Here is a 19601-nt window from a genome sequence, read left to right on the forward strand (position 1 = left end):
TCAGTCCACTCTGCTCAGCGCCGATAAGCTGTCAGATTCTGCTGAAGGCTCCGGGGCAAGCGCCCCGGGAGAAAGGGTATTGAGCACATCAGGAAAGGTGCCAAAGGAGGTAGCGACGCATTTGATATCGGAAACCCTGCTCGTTGAACCCGCGAGAAGGGAAAGGATTGCAGAGGCCATGGCGATGCGATGATCACCACCGCTCTTAAAATCAGCGCCCTTGATGCTTCCCCCTCCCTCAACGATAAAACCGTCATCAAGTTCACGGACCTGGACCCCGGCCCGCTGAAGCATCCTCACCGTACCGGTGATTCTGTCCGATTCCTTGACCCTCAATTCCCTGGCGCCCCGGATCTCGGTAATCCCATCAGCGGCGGCGGCCGCTACCGCGGCTAAGGGGAGTTCGTCAATAATACTCGGAACCCACTCCAGCGGGACCTTGAATCCCCTCAGCCGCCCTGTCCCGCGAACCCTTATATCCGCAACCGGTTCGACGTCCCAGGGACGATCATCAATCTCTATGTCGGCTCCCATGGCGCTTAACAGGCGGAGAATCCCCGTCCGGGTCGGGTTGACTCCGACGTTCCTGATCACGATGTCCGAACCATTCAGTACGGCGCCGGCGACGAGAAAAAATGCAGCAGACGAAATGTCCCCAGGCACAGCTATTTCGCATGCCGAGAGGCTCTGCCCCCCCATCATAATGGTGGAGCCTCCCCTGGTTGCGAGATGCACCCCCATACTCTTGAGCATTCTCCCGGTATGATCCCGGCTTAAGACAGGTTCCCGGAAGGTTGTGGTGCCCCTGGCCTGAAGACCCGCAAGAAGGACGCATGACTTTACCTGGGCACTCGAAACCGGCGATACAAAATCCACCGCTTTCAGACCTCCGCCGCGAATCACCAGGGGCAGGAGCCGGCCCCCGTCCCTACCGTCAATGGCGGCCCCCATCCTCTTTAATGGGTCTGTGACCCGCCCCATGGGGCGCCCCCGGAGGGAGGAATCGCCGGTCAATATGGACAGAAACGAACATCCGGCCAGGAGACCGGCCAGGAGTCGAACACCGGTGCCGGAATTTCCCAGGTCAAGCACGTCGCCCGGCTCTGAAAGGCCGTCCGGTCCGCGACCGCGGATGAGCACCACATCCCCTTTGGACTCGATATCCACTCCCAGGGATCGAATCGCTTCAAGGGTATTGTCTGTATCCTCAGCCCTCAAGGGCCTTGAAACAACGGTTTCGCCGACCGAAACAGCACCCAGAATATAGGCCCTGTGGGTGATGGATTTATCCCCTGGAACCTGGACCTCACCCAATAGAGGCCCCGACGGAGAGATGATCCACGTCACTTCATCTCCCTCCTGACAGAGGCGATCCGCCGAAAAGTTTCCTCCAGCCTGTCGTGATCGCCGGACTCGACAGCTGTGTAGATTTTGTCGATGCTCGCCCGAAACCCACCCAATGCCTCCAGCAGCAGGCTTTTGTTTGCTACCGCGATATCCGCCCACATCCTGGGACTGCTGGCGGCCACCCGCGTGTAGTCTCTCAAACCGCCGCCGGACAGGGAAACCCAGGAGCGGTCCTTCTCCAGAACTGCATCAACGATGCCGTAGGCCACCATATGGGGAAGGTGACTGACCCAGGCAAAAACAGAATCGTGATATTCCGGATCCATGATTTCCACTCTGGCTCCCACTCCCCTCCACATTGCCGCCACAGGGGCAATATTGGGATCGTTTTCCGCTACGGGTGTAATTATCGCGCGCGCCCCGCGAAACAGACCCCGCCGGGCGGAATCAGGTCCCGATCTCTCATCCCCCGCTATGGGGTGCCCCGGCACGAAGTCATAGTCCGCACCGTGTTTTATCGACTCCAGATAGGCCTCCACCAGGGGGTACTTCACACTCCCCACGTCGGTCACCAGCGTACCGGCGTCAAAGCCGTCCGCCAGTATCTCAACAAGGTTCAGGACCGGGATGGCCAGGATAACCAGATCGCATGTCCGAAAGTTTTCCCGGGTCGGCGGAAGATGCCCGTCCAGAATCCCCATATCGAGGGCCATTTGGAGCGATTCCGGGTCATCATCGCTGCCGACTATTGTCCCCGCCAGGCCGTTGGCATGCAGATCGAGCGCCAGCGACCCTCCGATGAGGCCGGTTCCCAGCAGGTAAACCCGGTCGAACCGGATATCATCGGAACAGTCCATTAAATTTGTCTACCCACTACCTTCGCGATTTCCCCTATCCTCACCATGAGATCAGCAAAATCCGACAGCCTGAGGGATTGAGTACCATCGCAGAGTGCCTCTTCCGGCTTCTGGTGGATCTCGATAATAAGCCCATCCGCACCGGCAGCCACCGCGGCCAATGACATCGGGGGCACAAGATCCGCCCGGCCCACAGCATGGCTGGGATCCACGATAATGGGCAGATGGCTCATGGATTTGATGAGGGGCACGGCGGAAAGATCAAGGGTGTTTCTGGTTTCGGTCTCGAAGGTCCGCACCCCTCTCTCGCAGAGGATAACGTCCATGTTTCCCTGGTCGAGAATATATTCGGCCGACATGAGAAATTCCTTGACGGTGGCCGAGAGCCCCCTTTTCAGAAGTACAGGTTTGTCAAACCTGCCTACCTCCTTTAGAAGAGAGAAGTTGGACATGTTTCTGGCCCCGATCTGGATAAGATCGGCGTAGCGGTAAACCAGGTCGGCGTCCCGGGGGTCCATGAGCTCTGTGACGACAAGCAGCCCGGTCTCCCTGCTCGCCTCGGCGAGATACTTGAGCCCTTCCTCCCCCAGACCCTGAAATGAATAGGGTGACGATCGGGGTTTGAAAGCGCCGCCCCGGAGGAAGGTGCCGCCGGCCTCCTTGACGGCCCTGGCCACTGTCAACAGGCCGTCATGGTCCTCGACACTGCATGGCCCCGCCATGATCTGAATCTTCTCACCTCCGACCGCGGTCCCACGGACCCGGATGATGGAATTTTCATTCTGAAAATCACGGCTGGCCAGCTTGAACGGTTTGAGAATCGGGAGGATCTTCTCAACGGCCGGATAGGCGGCCAGGGACGCCTCCCTGAGAATCCTTTCATCGCCGATGGCGCCGATAATGGTCCTCTCCTCACCCCTGGAGAGATGGACCTTCAGCCCTTTCTCCTTCAGCTTCCGCTCGACATAATCTATGTCGGCCTGAGTTGATCCGGGTTTAAGTACGATAATCATTTTCTAACCCTCATTTCTTTCCATAATTTCCGTTAATTTTTCCAGAAAATATTTGTTTTCATCGGGGTTGCCGATGGTCACTCGAAGGTGGCCGGGAAGACCGTATCCCGCCATGGGACGGACGATAACGCCATTTTTCAGCAGTGCCTGATAGACTGTCTCCCCCTTTGGGTCCATAAGATCGACAAGCAGAAAGTTACCGGCCGAAGGCGCCGCCGAAAGTCCAAGGGAACGGACACCGTCCGAAACCCGCTCCATCTCAATCCTGTTCAACCTGACGGCCTCCCTGATAAATTCCTGGTCCCCAAGGGCAGCCGCAGCTGCCGCCTGTCCCAAGCTGTTGACATTGAAGGGTTGGCGAACCCTGTTAAGAAGGTCTGCAAGCTCCTCGGGCATCACCGCATATCCAACCCTGAGCCCGGCCAGACCATAGGCCTTGGAGAAGGTCCTCGTCACAACCAATGACCGGCCCTGTTTGACAAGTTCGATCCCGTCGGGATAGTCCGGCCGATCCATGGCATATTCGAAATAGGCCTCGTCAAGGACCGGCACCACATCCTCCGGCAATGCGTCGAGAAACCTCTCCACATCGGGTCGGGCTACATAGGAACCGGTGGGGTTGTTGGGGTTGGCGACAAAGACAATTCGGGTATCCGGGGTAACCGCCTCGGCCATGGCCCCAAGATCGTGCGCCATGGCGGTGTCAAGAGGCACCTCAACACCCCTGCCCCCGTGGGCAAGGGTACAAAGTCGGTAGACGATAAACGCAGGCCAGGCGTACACCGTTTCAGCACCTTCACAAAGGAGGAGCTGGGCAAGCAGTTCGAGAATTTCGTTGGACCCGTTTCCCAGAACAATCATCTCACCGGGCACACCATGTTTTTCAGCCAACAGCCCCTTCAGATGGTAGGCGCTTCCGTCTGGATAACGATTGATGCCGTTCAATGCCTCCTGAACCGCCTTTCTCGCCAAGGGAGACATCCCCATGGGGTTCTCGTTGGAGGCCAGCTTGATTATCCTCTCCAGGCCCATCTCCCTTAAAAGCTCTTCAATGGGTTTTCCCGTTTGGTAGGGAACCAGATTTTCCACCGATCCGTATGCCGTGCGGTATTTGAGCTGTTTCATATTTTTAAGTCCCATGTTTAAATAACAAGGTTCAACGTTCAATGTTCAAGGTTCAACGTTCAATGTTCAACGTTCAAGGTTGAACGGGTCATTTACCTTCAACTGTTCCTTTAGGATAAGACCCCAACACCTTCATAAACATGCACATTTTCTCCAATTTACGGAGGGCATCCCGCACCGCCGAATCATCCTTGTGTCCCTCAAGATCGATGAAGAAGACATAGTCCCACGCCTTCTTTTTTGAGGGTCTCGACTCGATTTTCGTCAGGTTGATCCCCGCTTCGCCGAACGGTCTGAGGATCTCATAGAGGGCCCCGACCTTGTCCTTGATGGAGAAAACCAGTGAGGTTTTATCATTCCCTGATGATGCCGTGGGATGGGTTGAAAACACCAGGAACCGTGTGAGGTTCTCCTCCCAGTCGCCGATATTCTCCACAAGCGTGGGGATTCCATAGAATTGCGAGGCCATCGCACCGGCCACAGCCGCGGTTCCCTCCTGAGAAAGGCAGAAAGCCGCCGCCTCAGCTGTGCTCCTGGCGTCTACAAACGCTGCGCCCCTGAGGTTTTTCCGCAGCCAGTGCCTGCATTGGGCAAATGGCTGCGGATGGGAGTAGACCTTTACAATCCCCCGGATATCTTTTTCCCGCGACAGAAGCATCAGCCGAATGGGTAATATGACCTCGCCTGTGATGACGAGGGTGGAGTCCACAAGGAGATCCATGGTGGATGTAACCACACCCTCATTGGAGTTCTCAACAGGCACCACTCCCCGATGGGCTTCGCCCTCCTGGACCGCGGTGAAAACATCGTCAATAGTCTCTGCCGGGATATATTCCACACCCTCCCCGAACGCACGCCACGCCGCCTGATGTGTAAACGTGGCCTGGGGACCCAGGTAGGAAATATCCATACGCGATGCCACCTGTTATGACTCCTTGTAAACCCCGATTTTACGGAATCTCGCCCAACGGTTCTCAACCAGCTCGGCGGGTCCCAATTCCGAAAGTTCATCAAGATGTCTTTTAATGAATCCCCCAAGTATCTCGGCCGCCGCGGCGTAATCCCTATGGGCGCCACCCACCGGTTCAGACACAATTTCATCAATTATCCCGTTGGAGAGACTGTCCTGGGCGGTGAGTTTCATGGCCTCGGCGGCATCCTTGGCAAAAGCCTGGTTCTTCCAGAGAATGGCGGCGCACCCCTCCGGTGATATAACCGAATAGGTGCTGTTCTCCATCATGAGAACCCTGTTGGCCACAGCCAACGCAAGCGCGCCTCCACTGCCCCCTTCACCCGTTACCACGGTTACAATCGGGACGGTAAGGTCGGACATCTCAATGAGGTTCCGGGCTATAGCCTCAGCCTGGCCTCTTTCTTCCGCCTGAATGCCCGGGAAGGCTCCCGGGGTGTCCACAAGGGTCAGGACGGGAACCTGAAAACGTTCGGCCAGCTTCATCAGGCGCAGGGCCTTCCTGTAACCCTCGGGGTGGGGCATGCCGAAGTTTCTCATAACCTTCTGTTTGGTGTTCCTACCCTTCTGATGTCCGATCACCATCAGGGACTTACCAAAAAAACGACCGATTCCACCCACGATGGATGAATCGTCGCCAAAGACACGGTCTCCATGCAGTTCGATAAAGTCTTCAACTAAAAGCTCAATGAAATCAAGGGTATACGGCCTCATGGGATGCCTGGCGAGGAGGGTTCGCTGCCACCTGTTCAGTTTTTTATAAAGCTCGTCCCTCAGCTTGTCCAGTTTCTTTTCAAGCCTTTCGACATCGTCGGTCAGGTCAAGCCCGGACTCCCCCGTTTCCATACGGCGAAGTTCCTCGATGCGTCTTTCCATTTCCACGATCGGTTTTTCAAAATCCAGATAGAATTCAACCATGGTTTTTCCTTTCAATACCGTCTTACTCGAACGTCACCGTTCCGCTTCCGAGAAGATCCTCCACCTCTCGAACCATCCGGTCCGAGGACCCTACACGGAGGGAATCATCGGCACATATAACCGCCTCGGCCTTGGTTGGGATGGCCAGTTTCAGTTTGACTTTACATTGCCCGGAATGCCTTGCAAGAACAGCCTTGAGTGAGGATAAATCCTCCCTGGTCAGCCCTAAAGTCGTCAGGTTGATCTGCACGACGTTCGTCACTTTTTCCCTGTAGTCCTCAAGAAAACTCATCTTCTGAACCCTTATCTTGGGTTTCTCGCCGTCAGAGTCGGTGACCCCTTCAACCAGAATCGGTTTGTCGGATGCTATGATAGAGGAGTACTCCTTGAAAACATCCGAAAATATCACCAGCTCGGCGCTGCCGTGAAGATCCTCCAGGGTCAGGAACGCCATTCTGTCACCCTTTTTGGTATTAATCTCCTTGATGCTCTGTTTAACCCCCGCGACCCTGACCTCCTGGCCGTCGCCCATTTCACCGAGCTTGCCAAGATCAAACGTAACATACCGTTCAAGCTCCCGCATATATTTTTCCAGTGGATGACCGGAGATGTAGAACCCCAGGCTCTCCTTCTCGAAGGTGAGCCTCAGATGTTCGGTCCACGGTTCTACATCCGGCAGGGACAGTCCATCGTCGATTCCCATCGCCCCACCGAACATATTGATCTGCCCGTTGATCCTGTCCCGCTGCTCCTTCTGGCCCCTCTCAATGGCCTGATCGAGCCCCGCGATGTTACGGGCCCGATGGCCTGAAAACCCATCGAAAGCACCGGACTTGATCAGGCTTTCAATCACTCTCCTGTTAACCTTGTGAAGATCGACCCTGCCGCAGAAATCTTCAAGGGAAAAAAACTCTCCAGCCCGGTCCCTCTGCCCCAGGATTTCCTCCAAGGCCGCCACCCCCACGTTTTTGACTGCTCCCAGCCCGAATCGAATCCCGCCGTCGACGACGGTGAAGGGGATCTCGGATTCATTGATATCAGGGGGAAGAAGGCTGATCCCCATCTCCTTGCAGACACCGATATGCTGCGTTACCTTGTCCGTGTTGTCCATCTCGCTTGTGAGAAGGGCGGCCATAAACTCCATTGGATAATGGGCCTTGAGATGAGCCGTACGGAAGGAGATGAGGGCATAGGCCGCACTGTGCGATTTGTTGAAGCCATATCCGGCAAAATATTCCATGGTGTCGAAAATCCTGTTTGCTTTGGCGGACGAAATATCCCTCTTTTTGCACCCTTCCTGGAAACGGGTCCTCTGCTTCTCCATCTCCTCGTGTTTTTTCTTGCCCATGGCGCGTCTCAGGATATCGGCTTCGCCAAGGGAATATCCCGCCAGGGTGCTGGCGATCTGCATCACCTGCTCCTGGTAAACGAGAACACCGTAGGTCTCCTCAAGGATCTCCTTCAGTTCGGGCACTTCATAGGTTATTGACTGCCGCCCTCTTTTTCGGTTGATGAAGTCGGTGACCATCCCGCTTCCAAGAGGCCCGGGCCTGTACAGAGCAACCAGGGCCACAAGATCTTCGAAGGTCCCCGGTTTCATCTTGTTGAGGAGATCCCTCATGCCTGAGCTCTCAAGCTGAAAAACCCCATCCGTGTTGGCCGAAGATAGAAGCTCGTAGGTCTTGGGGTCCTCCAGGCTCAGGTCTTCGAAGGCGAGAGAAGGCCTGCCCTCGCGTTCAAGCCTGCGGTTAACCAGCTTCAACGCGTGGTCAAGGAGAGTAAGGGTCCGGAGGCCGAGGAAATCGAACTTGACCAATCCAATCTCCTCGAGGTTCTTCATGGTAAACTGGGTAATCGCCTCGCCCTTTGTTCCCCTGTAAAGAGGAACGTGCTCATCCAACCTGTCCTGGCTGATGACAACGCCTGCCGCGTGGGTGGAGGCATGGCGATGAAGACCCTCTATTTTCTGCGCCAGATCAAGCAGATCGGCGATTTTCTTTTCCTTCTTCATGATTTCACGGAGCTGGGGTTCCTGTTCGATTGCCTGGCTGATCGTAATCTTGAGGATATCCGGGATCATTTTGGCAATCCGGTCGACCTCGGCGTAGCTGATGTCCAGCGCCCTCCCGACGTCCCGGATGGCCCCCCTCGCCGCCATGGTGCCAAAGGTGATGATCTGTGCTACCTTGTCTTCCCCATATTTTTCGGTAACGTAACGTATGACCTCGTCCCGCCGGTCCATACAGAAATCGACGTCGATATCCGGCATGCTGACCCGCTCAGGGTTGAGAAACCTCTCGAAGAGAAGACCATAACGCAGCGGGTCAATGTCGGTGATACCAAGGGAATATGCAACCAGGGACCCGGCTGCCGACCCGCGGCCGGGTCCCACAGGCACATCCTTCTCCTTTGCGAACCTGATGAAATCCCAGACAATAAGGAAATACCCGGAAAAACCCATGGCGGTAATTGTTTCGATTTCCTTGCCCAGCCTCGTCTGGTAGCGCTCGAGAATCGACTCCCTTTTCTCAGACGGCGCCGCGGCGAGAATGCCCTCCATGCGCCGCTCGAAACCCGACCTGACCGTGTCGGCGAGAAAGGATTGCGGGGTTCGGTCCTCGGGCACCGGGAACCGGGGCATCTGGGTCCTGTGGAGAGGAATCTCGAGGTTGCACCGTTCCGCCACCTCAAGGGTATTGGCAAGGGCCTCGGGAAGGTCCCGAAAAAGAACACCCATCTCATCAGCGGATTTCAGGTACAGTTCGTGGGCGTCCATGCGCATTCTGTCCTCGGCGTTGACGGTCTTCGCCGTCTGGATGCACAGGAGGACGTCGTGCATGCGCCGGTCCTCTTTCTGGAGATAATGAATATCGTTGGTGGCGACCATGGGTATTCCAAGATCCGCTGAAATCCTTGCCAGCCCCTCATTGGCGCGGGCCTGCTCCTCGAGCCCGTTCCGCATTATCTCCAGATAATAGGCGTCACCGAATACGTCCCGGTACCACGCGGCGGTTTCCACCGCTTCCCTCTCCTTACCCTGGACGATGCGCCTGGCAACCTCCCCCTTAAGGCACGCCGAAAGCGCGATAAGGCCTTCGCTGTGTTCGCTTAGTATCTCCCTGTCTATGCGGGGCTTATAGTAAAACCCCTCCCTGAAACCTGAGGAGGACAGTTTAAGGAGGTTGTGGTATCCAGTCAGGTTCCGGGCCAGGAGGACGATGTGATAGTAGTTGTCACCATCGGCAGCCGGTTTCTTGTCCATTCTGCTTCCCGGCGCCACATAGAATTCACTACCGATAATGGGCTTTATTCCGGCGGATAATGCGCTCTGGTAAAAATCGATAACGCCGAACATGCCCCCGTGGTCCGTAATAGCCAGCGCAGGGAAGCGCATCCGGGCCGCAAGCTTCGTAAGATCAGAAATGCGGCAGGCACCGTCTAAGAGACTGAAGGAGGTGTGAACGTGGAGGTGTACGAATTCAACCCGTTTCATGATTGCCCGCCGGTTATTCCCACTCAATGGTGGCCGGAGGTTTGGAACTTATGTCGTAGACAACCCGATTTACTCCACGGACCTCGTTAATGATTCTGTTGGAGATTCGGCCCATGAGGTCATAGGGAAGGTGTACCCAGTCCGCTGTCATGCCGTCAAGGCTGGAAACGGCCCTTACCGCAAGGACATTCTCGTATGTTCTCTCATCACCCATGACGCCCACTGTCTTGACTGGAAGGAGGACGGCGAATGCCTGCCAGATGGAATCGTGCAGACCCGAAGCGAGGATTTCCTCCCTGACTACAGCGTCAGCCTCCCCGAGGATGAACAGCCGCTCTCCGGTTACCTCACCGACAATCCTGATCGCCAGGCCGGGACCGGGAAACGGGTGCCTTTTGAGAATCGCATCAGGAACCCCAAGTTCCCTGCCGACCTCCCGAACCTCATCCTTGAAAAGTTCCCGGAGGGGTTCGATCAACGTAAGATTCATTACCTCCGGGAGCCCTCCGACGTTGTGATGGCTTTTAATGGTGGCCGAAGGCCCCTTGAATGAAACGCTCTCGATGACGTCAGGATAGAGGGTCCCCTGGGCCAGGTACTTCACGTTTCCGATCTTCGCAGCTTCTACCTCAAAAAGTCGGATAAACTCGTTCCCGATGATTTTTCTCTTTTTCTCGGGTTCATGGACACCCGAAAGTTTCTTCAAAAAATGTTTTCCGGCATCGAGAACAACAAGGGGGATGTGAAGGTGATCGGAGAAAACGGAACGGACCCCCTCGACCTCACCCTTTCGCAGAAGACCGTTATCCACAAAAACGCAGGTCAGCCGGTTGCCGATGGCCCTGTGAACCAGCACGGCCACAACGGAGGAATCTACCCCGCCGGAAAGAGCGCAGAGAACCCTTCCGTGGTCTCCCACCTCCCTTTTTATCTGGTCGACGGTGTTTTCAATGTAGGAGTGAGCGGTCCACAGGGGCCGCAGACCGCAGATCCGGAACAGAAAGTTCTCAAGTATATCTTTCCCCCTGGGGGTGTGCACAACTTCGGGGTGAAACTGGACCGAAAAAATCCTGGAAGCGCGGTCCTTCATGGCAGCCACGGGTGAATTTGTTGTGTGCGCGATGGGGACAAAACCGGGTGGCGCCGACTCGATACGGTCACCGTGACTCATCCAGACCTTTATGCGGTCCTCGGCGCCCGTCTCAAAACCCGCAAACAGATCCTCGCTGTCATCGATCTGGAGAAGAGCGGGGCCATATTCACGGTGATGGGCTTTCCCGACCTTTCCCCCGAGAAGGTGTGTAATGAGCTGCATACCGTAGCAGACACCCAGGAACGGAACATTCAGATCGAACAGCTCCACGGGAACAAGGGGGGCACCCTCGTCCAGGATACTGGAAGGTCCCCCGGACAGAATAATGCCCCCGGGCTCGAAGTCCCGGATCTTCTCCATGCCTGCAGTACAGGGCAGGATCTCACAGTACACCTTCAGTTCCCGGACCCTGCGCGCGATAAGCTGGGTGTACTGGCTTCCGAAATCGAGGATCAGTATCTTTTCTTCATGCAGATCCATTTAATCCATCCAGTGGAGTCCAGGGTCCAGAGTTCAGTGTCCAGAGTCCAGTGTCCAGGGTCCAGTGTCCAGGGTCCAGAGTTCAGAGTCCAGAGTTCAGAGGGCGCGGTCAGGACATGGGCAAAGGATGCCCCCGTCTCGATCTTCCCCTTGACGTCCTATTCCAACCAATAGTTGGGGGCCTCCTTGGTAATGATAACATCATGAACGTGGCTCTCCTTGAGCCCGGCAACGGTGACCCTGACAAAGTTGGTTTTGGTCCTCAACTCATCAAGATCCCGGCACCCGGTGTATCCCATCCCCGACCTCAAACCTCCCACCAGTTGATAAACGGTTGCAGAAAGGGGCCCCCTATACGGAACACGCCCCTCAATCCCCTCCGGCACCAGTTTACCCTCGATCTCGACGGCTGCCTGAAAATACCTGTCCTTGCTGCCGCTTTTCATCGCTTCGATGGACCCCATTCCCCTGTAGACTTTATAGGAACGCCCCTGAAACAGGACGAGTTCCCCGGGGCTCTCATCGGTTCCGGCGAAGAGGCTTCCGATCATGACGGAGTTGGCCCCGGCGGCAATGGCCTTGACGATGTCCCCGCTGAACTTGACCCCCCCGTCAGCGATGATTGGGACTTCGCTGCCGGCGGCTGCCCCGGCACACTCGTTGATGGCGGTGACCTGTGGAACCCCCACCCCTGAAATTACCCTGGTGGTGCAGATGGAGCCGGGCCCCACTCCAACTTTGACCGCATCGACACCTGCCTTGATCAACGCCTGGGTTGCCTCAGCGGAGGCAACGTTCCCGGCAATCAGCTGAATGTCGGGAAACTCCTTTCGGACGATGGTTACCGCCTCGACAACCCCCCTTGAGTGACCGTGAGCGGTATCGATAACCAGGACATCTATCCCGGACTCGACGAGAGCGGGGGCACGCTCGGCCAGGTCCTTCCCTACCCCAATGGCCGCCCCGACACGAAGGCGCCCCAATTCATCCTTGCACGCGTTGGGATATTTTCTGGACTTCTCGATATCCTTGATGGTGATGAGACCCATCAGATGATATTCATCATCAACTACCAGAAGCTTTTCAATGCGGTGCTTGTGAAGAACGCTCTTTGCTTCCTCCAGCGTTATCCCCTCCCGCACCGTCACCAGGTTTTCCTTGGTCATCACCTCCGAGACCTTCTTCTCGAAGCGGGTTTCAAACCTCAGGTCCCTGTTGGTTAATATTCCCAGGAGCCTGCCGTTTTTGCCGCCGTCCTCGGTGATGGGCAGACCGGAAATCCTGTACCTGGTCATAAGATCCTGGGCCTCGAAGATCTTCTGGTCCGGATGCATGGTTATGGGGTCAACGATCATCCCGCTTTCCGACTTCTTGACCTTGTCAACCTCTCCCGCCTGGGAATCAACATCCATATTCTTGTGAATTATGCCGATTCCCCCTTCCTGGGCCATGGCGATGGCCGTTCTGGACTCTGTAACGGTATCCATTGCCGCGCTCAGGAGTGGAATGCCGAGGGAGATGTTTCTCGTCAGTCTGCTTTCGAGGCTGACCTCTGATGGCAGTACCGACGATTCCGCCGGGAGGAGAAGGACATCATCAAAAGTCAGACCCACCTCAACTCTGTCTTTAAGCATGGAACTTCTCCTTTTTCATGATCATTGCCGAAATCGGTATTATTGGGAGCTTTCGCTCCTCGGGTCCCGTGTTCCGGCCGTTTTATCACGTTGGACGTTGGACCTTGGACCTGTTTACTCTACAGCCTATAGCCTATAGCCGATCGCCTGCCTTTACCTGCAGCCTACAGCCTGCTTTGCCATGCAGTTACGAAAACACCGCCCAGGCGGTGTGATGAAAATGAGATACCTATTGAAGGAGTTACCCGATGAATTAGGCGAGATTAGAGGCAATGGGCAGATGTGTCAACATGTGATTTCCCGAATGTTTCCCGAAAGGAAAATCATAACCCCAGATAGGCCTCCCGAACCTCATCCGATTCTTTTATCTCTTCGGGAGATCCCTCGGCCTTTATGATGCCCTCGTGCATGATGTATACGTAGTCCGCCGCGTCAAGAGAAGCTGCGGCGTTCTGCTCCACCAGGAGAATAGTCAGGCCCACTTCATCCTTGAGCTTTCCGATGGCGTCAAACATTTCCTGTACCAGTTTCGGAGCCAGACCCTGGCTTGGCTCGTCGAGCATTATCATCCTGGGATGGGTCATGAGGGCGCGCCCAACGGTAACCATCTGCTGCTGCCCACCGGAAAGGGATCCTGCTTCCTGTTCCCTCCTCTCCTCGAGGATGGGAAAGATGGAGTACACGAGATCCAGGCTTTCATTCCTGAGGTCCTGTGCCTCTTTGCGGTAGGCGCCCATAATCAGGTTTTCGTAAACGGTCATCTCGGTGAACAGGTGCTTGCCCTCAGGGACAAGCGTCAGCCCGAGATCGACCTTCCTGTGGGGAGGGAGGCCTGTAACGTCACGCCCATCGAACATGACTTTTCCACCCTTGATTTTCACATCCCCTAAAATGCTCCAGAGAAGGGTGGATTTTCCAGCCCCGTTGGGACCGAGCAGGGATGTAATAGTCCCTTTTTTTACCTCAATATCCGGCCCCCACAGGACCTGCATGGATCCGTATCCGGATTGCAGGTTTTCGACTTTAAGCATCAGTACCCTCCGGTGGGTGGCCAAGATAGACTTCTATAACCCTGGGATCGCTAAGGGCCGCCTTGGTCGGTTCGTCCACGAGCTTTGCGCCCTGATGCATGACCAGGACCCTTTCGGCCAGACCCGCCACCGCACGCATGATATGCTCCACCATGGCGATGACGGCGATGTCCTCCGTTTCCCTGATCATCTTGATAAAGGAGACCATCTCATCAATATCCTTTGGGTTCATCCCCGCCATAGCCTCATCCATGAGCAGAAGGCTCGGCTTCATGGCGAGGGCCCGGGCGATCTCCACCAGCTTCTTCTCAGTGGGGGTGAGGCCTCCGGCCGGCTTGTCGCGGTAGGCCTTTAGACCGATGAGTTCGACGTAGCGATCAGCCATCATCATAGCTTCATCAACGCTGGTTTTACTGCCTTCCGCCCCGAACATGGCCCCGATGGCGATATTTTCCTGCACCGTGGCAGAGGAAAAAGGTCTCGGAATCTGGAACGTCCTGCCGATTCCCAGGTGGGCCCTCTTGAATGCGGGGAATCTGGTGATATCCAGACCCTCAAAGATGATCTGCCCTGCATCGGCTAAAAACATGCCGTTGATGAGGTTGAACAGTGTGGTCTTCCCCGCACCGTTCGGGCCCACGATGGCCATCATCTCACCCCGCCCGATCTCCAGGCTGACATCGTCCACAGCGACGAGACCGCCGAAGCGTTTGGTGACGTTTTTTAGTTCAAGCAGCGGCATTATTCACCTCAGATGATAAATTTTTCCAAGGGCGTTCCCACAAGCTTCCGCTTGATAACCCCTACGGTTCCCTCCGGGAAGAGAACAATTATGATAATGATGGCCGGCGCGAAAATGAGGAGCTGGAAACCGGGAAGCGTAATGGCCAGGTAGTATTTGGACAGCCCGTAAATCAGGCCTCCTACCATGGGGCCCAGGAGGGTGCCTGCCCCTCCGAGCATTACGATTATGATGGCCTCGACCGTGTAGTGGATCTCGAAAACATCCTCGGGATAAACATAGCTCAGCTTCAGGGCCCACGCGGTGGCGCCGAGCAATCCCGCGAGAACAGCGCTGGTCATGAACGCGAGGATCTTGTACTTGGTTACGTGGACACCCATCGCCTTGGCGGCGTCCTCATCCTCCCTGAGCGCGGTGAGCGCGTATCCTACTTTATTCCTGAGATAGATTATGGTCATGACCGCCGCCAGAACCGCCACGCCGAATACCATAATATCAACCCAGAAGGTTGATATGGCGCTTGCGGTCTGTCTGCCGAATGCTACCTTCATATTTCTGGTGAAGATAATGCCGTCCGCCCCATTCCAGATCCGGGCTCCCTCGATAAGGTATCGAAACCCCTCGTTCACACCTATGGTGGCAATGGCGAAGTATGCGCCCCTGAGCCGGAGAGCAACGGCGCCGACCGCGAGGGATAGAATAGTGGAAAAGAGAATCGCCATCAACAATCCAAGGATGATCAGGCCAAAACCGAGCCCCTTGTCGTAAAAGTTTTCAATGGTCACCGCCATTCCATAGGTTCCTACCCCAAGAAAAGCGACATAGCCGAAGTCTACATACCCGGTCATCCCCATGAAAAGGTTGAAAGCCTGCCCCAGGGCGCAGTAGAAGGCAAGCTGGGAGATCAACTGCCAATGCCCGGGCGAGAGCAGACCGACAAGCAGGAGAATGGCATAGCCCAGAAGAACGGGGAGAATGGGAAAATATTTCCGGAATTTAGACATTTTTCCGCCCAAACAGGCCTGTGGGCTTGATCAGAAGAATGACCAGGAGAATCACGAATGAGAAAAACCGTGTCATGGCGAACGGCTCTAACCCGGGAATATTCGCAAAGAGCGTATAGGAGCCGTTTTCCACTAAACCGAAGATGAGCCCGGCGAAAAAAGCCCCGTACGGGGAAGACAGACCGCCGAGAACCGCGATGACAAAGGCCTTCAGGGTATACCCGCCCCCCATGTACGGGTTAATGCCCACGGGGATGAACATGGTCAGGAGCACACCGCTCATAACGGTGATACCGATGCCGAGGGAAAAGCTCAGGGCATACTGCCAGGCCACATTGACCCCGCATACCATCGCCCCGCGATCATCCTCCACCACGCTTCTCATGGCGGTTCCCGCACGGGTCCTGTTGAACCAGAGATAAAGAACAATGGCCACGATAATACTACCGAAAAAAGCGATGATCTTGGAATATGGCAAAACCGTAACGCCGAGATCAAGCTTTCCCAGGTTCCAATAAAAGCCCCTGGCCTCGGAAGTAAAGAGCTGCTTGGCAACCTCCTCCAGGAGTACCCCGAAGGAAAAAGTCACCAGCAGCGTGGACAGTTCAGGGGCCTTCAGAAGCCTGCTGATTGTCGTGTAGTAGATGAAAAACCCGAGAAGCATACCCAGGAGAAGGGCTACGAAAACAGCGAAGATGGGGGATACGCCCAACGAGTTGAAAAGAATCAGCGCGGTATAGGCACCGACCATGATAAAGGCGCCATGTCCGACATTGACCACCTTTAGAACCCCGAAGATAAGGCTCAACCCCATGGTGGCCACTCCATATACGGCGCCCAGAACCACTCCCTGTATGAGGTTGCCCGCAAGCTGTTCAAAAATCACTCGAATATCCCCTTTTTTCTACCCACTAAATGGATATCGGGCGGTTTATGCGCAGAAAAAAGGCTTCTCTCTGGAAGCATGTTCCAGAGAGAAGCCGCATCTTACTTTATTCAAAGGGCGTATGCCACCATTAGATATCACCTGATACCGGCCCACCCGAGGTCGGATCGGCGGGGCAAAATTCGCTACTTGAAGTCGGGCTTCGGGTAAATGACGTTTCCTGTTTTTGCGGCCTCGGGCCAGACAATAACCCTCTTCGCGTTCTGCCACTGGACATCCACCATGGAATGGCCGACCTGCTTGCCGGTATCATCTATTTTCCAGGTACCGTAGAAGGACATGAACTCCAGGTTTCCGAGGGCCGCGCGAACCGCGTTGGAATCAACGGAGCCGGCATTCTCAACACCCAGAACCAGGGCCAGGACAGCCGCGCCGGCCTCAGCTCCGTGGTAGTCCGGGATAATATCCTTGCCTACCGCCTTCTTGAACAGGCTGACGAATTCATCCTGGCTGGGGCCGATCCACCTGTAGCCTTCCTTCTTGGCGTCCTCCTTTGAGAAGGTCACTCCATACTCCCAGTGCGAGGGACCCATAACGCCTTCAGCATTTTCCTTTAAGGCATCGTAAAACGCGGGGAGGGTCGCTGCGGCAATGAGGGAAAGGGCTTTAACGTTGATATCGAGATCGGCCATCTGCCTGTTGAACAGCTGGCCATCCTGGAAATGTCCGCCGCCGAGAACGATCTCAGGCTTGGCAGCCTTAAGGTCCGACAGAAGCGGCGTCAGGTCGGTAACACCCTTTGGATAGGTACGCTTGAAGACGATATCGAAACCGAGCTTCCTGGCATGGGCCTCGGTACCTTTCATGACCGATCTGGCGAACTCCGAATCCTCATATGCGAGGGCAATCCGCCTGGGGCCGGGATCGATCTTCCTGATCATGTCCAGGGTGCCTGCATGATACTTTGAGGCGGGGCCGATGGTCTGAACGATGTATTCGAATCCCTGCCGGAAGATCTTGTCGCTGGCGCCTCCATGGTCCATATAGACAATTCCGTACTTCTCCGCGATGGGAGCCCCCGCCAATGTCAGGCCGGAGGTGTAGGGAGCGAACAGGAAGTTTACCTTGTCGGTGGTAATCAACCTTTCCAGAAGGCTGGTAACCGATTCTTTTTTCGACTCACAATCGTATTTGCGGTACTCCAGGGGCACCCTTTTACCGTTTACGGTGACTCCCCCGTACACAGTGTTGACCCAGTCGACGATGGCCTGGATGCCGCCCGTCGCCTGCTCACCGGCCTTGGCGTACTTTCCGGAAAGGGTCGCGGCATGCCCTATGACGATTTTGTCAATCGCTTTGGCATGTGCAACCGGAGCGAACGCAAGTCCGAAGGTTACAATCAACGCCACTAATGCTAACAAGGTCCCTCTCTTCATAATCGTCTCCTCCTGTTATGGTTGCGGAAAATGTAACCTTTTCCAACACTTGGAATCAGGTTTAATTTTAGCACAGAAACTGAGGATCAAGGGCGGATTTTCCAACTCCGGGAAAAGAATAACAGCTCAGGAATATCAGATATACACTTAACGGTCAATTCAAAAACCCGTTCTATTTTCATCGGTCGCAGATCATGTATCCGATGCAACAGGGGTCTTTCGTGGGAAACACGATTTCGCACCATCAAACATGATAGGGTCGCAAAAAGTCCATTGATGACTTTTTGCGAAGTCATCAAACATGCTGGGTTTAGAAACGGCACACCGGTTGTGATGTGCCGTATTTGGTCATGACGATCTGCCACACCTGCATGCTGCGGGCCCGGAAGGCCCCGGCGAAAGAAAGAAGGAAATACTCCCACATCCGCTTGAACTTTTCATCGTACTTGTCTTCAAACTTCGGCCATGCGCTCTGGAGGTCGGCGTTCCATATCATGAGGGTCCTGTCGTAATGGGGGCCCAGGTTGTGCATGTCCTCGATGACGAACAACCCTTCAACCGAACGGCCGATCTGGGCCAGGCTCGGCACCATTCCGTTCGGGAAGATGTACTTGTCGGTCCAGGGGTCGCAGTCCACGTCGGATTCGTTGCCCCCGATGGTATGCAGAAGGAAGATGCCTCCGTCCTTCAGGTTGTGATGGACCGTTTTCATGAAGGTACGGTAGTTCTTGAAGCCGACGTGCTCGAACATGCCCACGGAGACTATCTTGTCGAATGTACCCCGAATATCGCGATAATCACATTCCAGGAACTGCACCGGAAGGTTCCTGCAGAACTCGCGGGCATAGTTCAATTGCTCCCGGGAGATGTTCACCGCGGTTACGCTGCAGCCGAAGCGCTCGGCGATGTACTTGGCAAACCCGCCCCAACCACAGCCGATATCAAGAACGCGGTCCTCAGGACCGAGGTCCATCTTGCAGCTGATGAGGTCCATCTTCGCCAGTTGGGCCTGATGAAGGTCCTCCGTACCGCTGAAAAAGGCACAGCTGTACTGGTTGTAGGGATCAAGAAAAGACAGGAACAGGTCGTTACCGGTGTTGTAGTGCCGGTCCGCGATGATCCCGGCGCGCCCCCTGCTCTGGAGGTTAAGCAACCGGGCCGTGACGGCGGGCCAGAGTATCCTGAGGTTTCCTCTGACCCTGGTGTTGAGCCGGGCTCTCAGTATCCGGAAAAAAAACTCATCCAATCGTGCGCAATTCCACCAACCCTCCATGTAGGCCTCCCCGAGGCCAAGGTTTTTCTCACGGAGCATCCGCGCGTACAGCCTGTCGTCCCTGACCTGGATATCCCACGGGTTCGGGCCGTCAATGGCCACACCCGCCATGGCGAGCAGTTCCTCTACGATCTGACGTTGTTTCGACATGATCGATTTTCAACCTTCACTGCAGACAAACAGGCCGTCACCTCTTGATAACGATAACCGGCCTAAGAAAACGGCGGATGACGTTCCCCGACACCGAGCCGAGAAACCCCTGAAGAAGCGTCCCGGGACTGATCCTCTTCAGCCATTGC

15 protein-coding genes are annotated in these 19601 nt (G+C 55.4%); all 15 read right to left on the minus strand.

All coding sequences use genetic code 11. From position 1 onward, the window contains the following. Entirely contained in the window at nucleotides 1-1347 is a 1347-nt protein-coding gene (gene aroA / locus GXP52_01415; protein ID NOY85944.1) for a 3-phosphoshikimate 1-carboxyvinyltransferase, read from the minus strand. Continuing rightward, a complete protein-coding gene (locus GXP52_01420) occupies nucleotides 1344-2204 on the minus strand; it encodes a prephenate dehydrogenase/arogenate dehydrogenase family protein (protein ID NOY85945.1) in 861 nt (286 codons plus the stop codon). Before GXP52_01420 ends, aroA begins: the two co-directional genes overlap by 4 nt. Next, nucleotides 2204-3217 carry a 3-deoxy-7-phosphoheptulonate synthase gene (gene aroF / locus GXP52_01425; protein ID NOY85946.1) on the minus strand — a complete coding sequence of 338 codons (1014 nt, stop codon included), beginning with the start codon at nucleotides 3215-3217 and terminating at the stop codon, nucleotides 2204-2206. The genes GXP52_01420 and aroF overlap by 1 nt, the downstream gene beginning before the upstream one ends. Before the next feature lie 3 nt (nucleotides 3218-3220). Further along, nucleotides 3221-4342 (minus strand): histidinol-phosphate transaminase, encoded by a 1122-nt coding sequence (locus GXP52_01430; GenBank protein ID NOY85947.1) that lies wholly within the window; start codon nucleotides 4340-4342, stop codon nucleotides 3221-3223. A gap of 88 nt (nucleotides 4343-4430) precedes the next feature. Beyond that, a complete protein-coding gene (pheA, locus tag GXP52_01435) occupies nucleotides 4431-5264 on the minus strand; it encodes a prephenate dehydratase (GenBank protein ID NOY85948.1) in 834 nt (277 codons plus the stop codon). A gap of 3 nt (nucleotides 5265-5267) precedes the next feature. Then, a complete protein-coding gene (locus tag GXP52_01440) occupies nucleotides 5268-6230 on the minus strand; it encodes an acetyl-CoA carboxylase carboxyltransferase subunit alpha (protein ID NOY85949.1) in 963 nt (320 codons plus the stop codon). Nucleotides 6231-6252: 22 nt separating this feature from the next. Continuing rightward, entirely contained in the window at nucleotides 6253-9723 is a 3471-nt protein-coding gene (gene dnaE / locus GXP52_01445; protein ID NOY85950.1) for a DNA polymerase III subunit alpha, read from the minus strand. A gap of 13 nt (nucleotides 9724-9736) precedes the next feature. Then, nucleotides 9737-11296, minus strand: a complete 1560-nt coding sequence (guaA, locus tag GXP52_01450) for a glutamine-hydrolyzing GMP synthase (protein ID NOY85951.1) — start codon at nucleotides 11294-11296, stop codon at nucleotides 9737-9739. Nucleotides 11297-11454: 158 nt separating this feature from the next. After that, nucleotides 11455-12930 (minus strand): IMP dehydrogenase, encoded by a 1476-nt coding sequence (gene guaB, locus GXP52_01455; protein NOY85952.1) that lies wholly within the window; start codon nucleotides 12928-12930, stop codon nucleotides 11455-11457. A gap of 323 nt (nucleotides 12931-13253) precedes the next feature. Next, on the minus strand, nucleotides 13254-13961 hold the full coding sequence (locus GXP52_01460; GenBank protein ID NOY85953.1) for an ABC transporter ATP-binding protein: 708 nt from the start codon (nucleotides 13959-13961) through the stop codon (nucleotides 13254-13256). Continuing rightward, entirely contained in the window at nucleotides 13954-14703 is a 750-nt protein-coding gene (locus tag GXP52_01465) for an ABC transporter ATP-binding protein (GenBank protein ID NOY85954.1), read from the minus strand. Before GXP52_01465 ends, GXP52_01460 begins: the two co-directional genes overlap by 8 nt. Nucleotides 14704-14711: 8 nt before the next feature. After that, nucleotides 14712-15707, minus strand: a complete 996-nt coding sequence (locus tag GXP52_01470) for a branched-chain amino acid ABC transporter permease (protein NOY85955.1) — start codon at nucleotides 15705-15707, stop codon at nucleotides 14712-14714. Then, complete coding sequence (locus GXP52_01475) at nucleotides 15700-16521, minus strand: branched-chain amino acid ABC transporter permease (protein ID NOY85956.1); 822 nt, start codon at nucleotides 16519-16521, stop codon at nucleotides 15700-15702. Before GXP52_01475 ends, GXP52_01470 begins: the two co-directional genes overlap by 8 nt. A 257-nt stretch (nucleotides 16522-16778) precedes the next feature. After that, entirely contained in the window at nucleotides 16779-18029 is a 1251-nt protein-coding gene (locus tag GXP52_01480) for an amino acid ABC transporter substrate-binding protein (protein ID NOY85957.1), read from the minus strand. 310 nt (nucleotides 18030-18339) lie between these two features. Continuing rightward, nucleotides 18340-19452 carry a cyclopropane fatty acyl phospholipid synthase gene (gene cfa, locus GXP52_01485; GenBank protein NOY85958.1) on the minus strand — a complete coding sequence of 371 codons (1113 nt, stop codon included), beginning with the start codon at nucleotides 19450-19452 and terminating at the stop codon, nucleotides 18340-18342. Between the last annotated feature and the right edge of the window lie 149 nt (nucleotides 19453-19601).

It is taken from the genome of Deltaproteobacteria bacterium, from assembly GCA_013151915.1.
In the GTDB taxonomy this organism is placed as follows: Bacteria; BMS3Abin14; BMS3Abin14; order BMS3Abin14; family BMS3Abin14; genus BMS3ABIN14.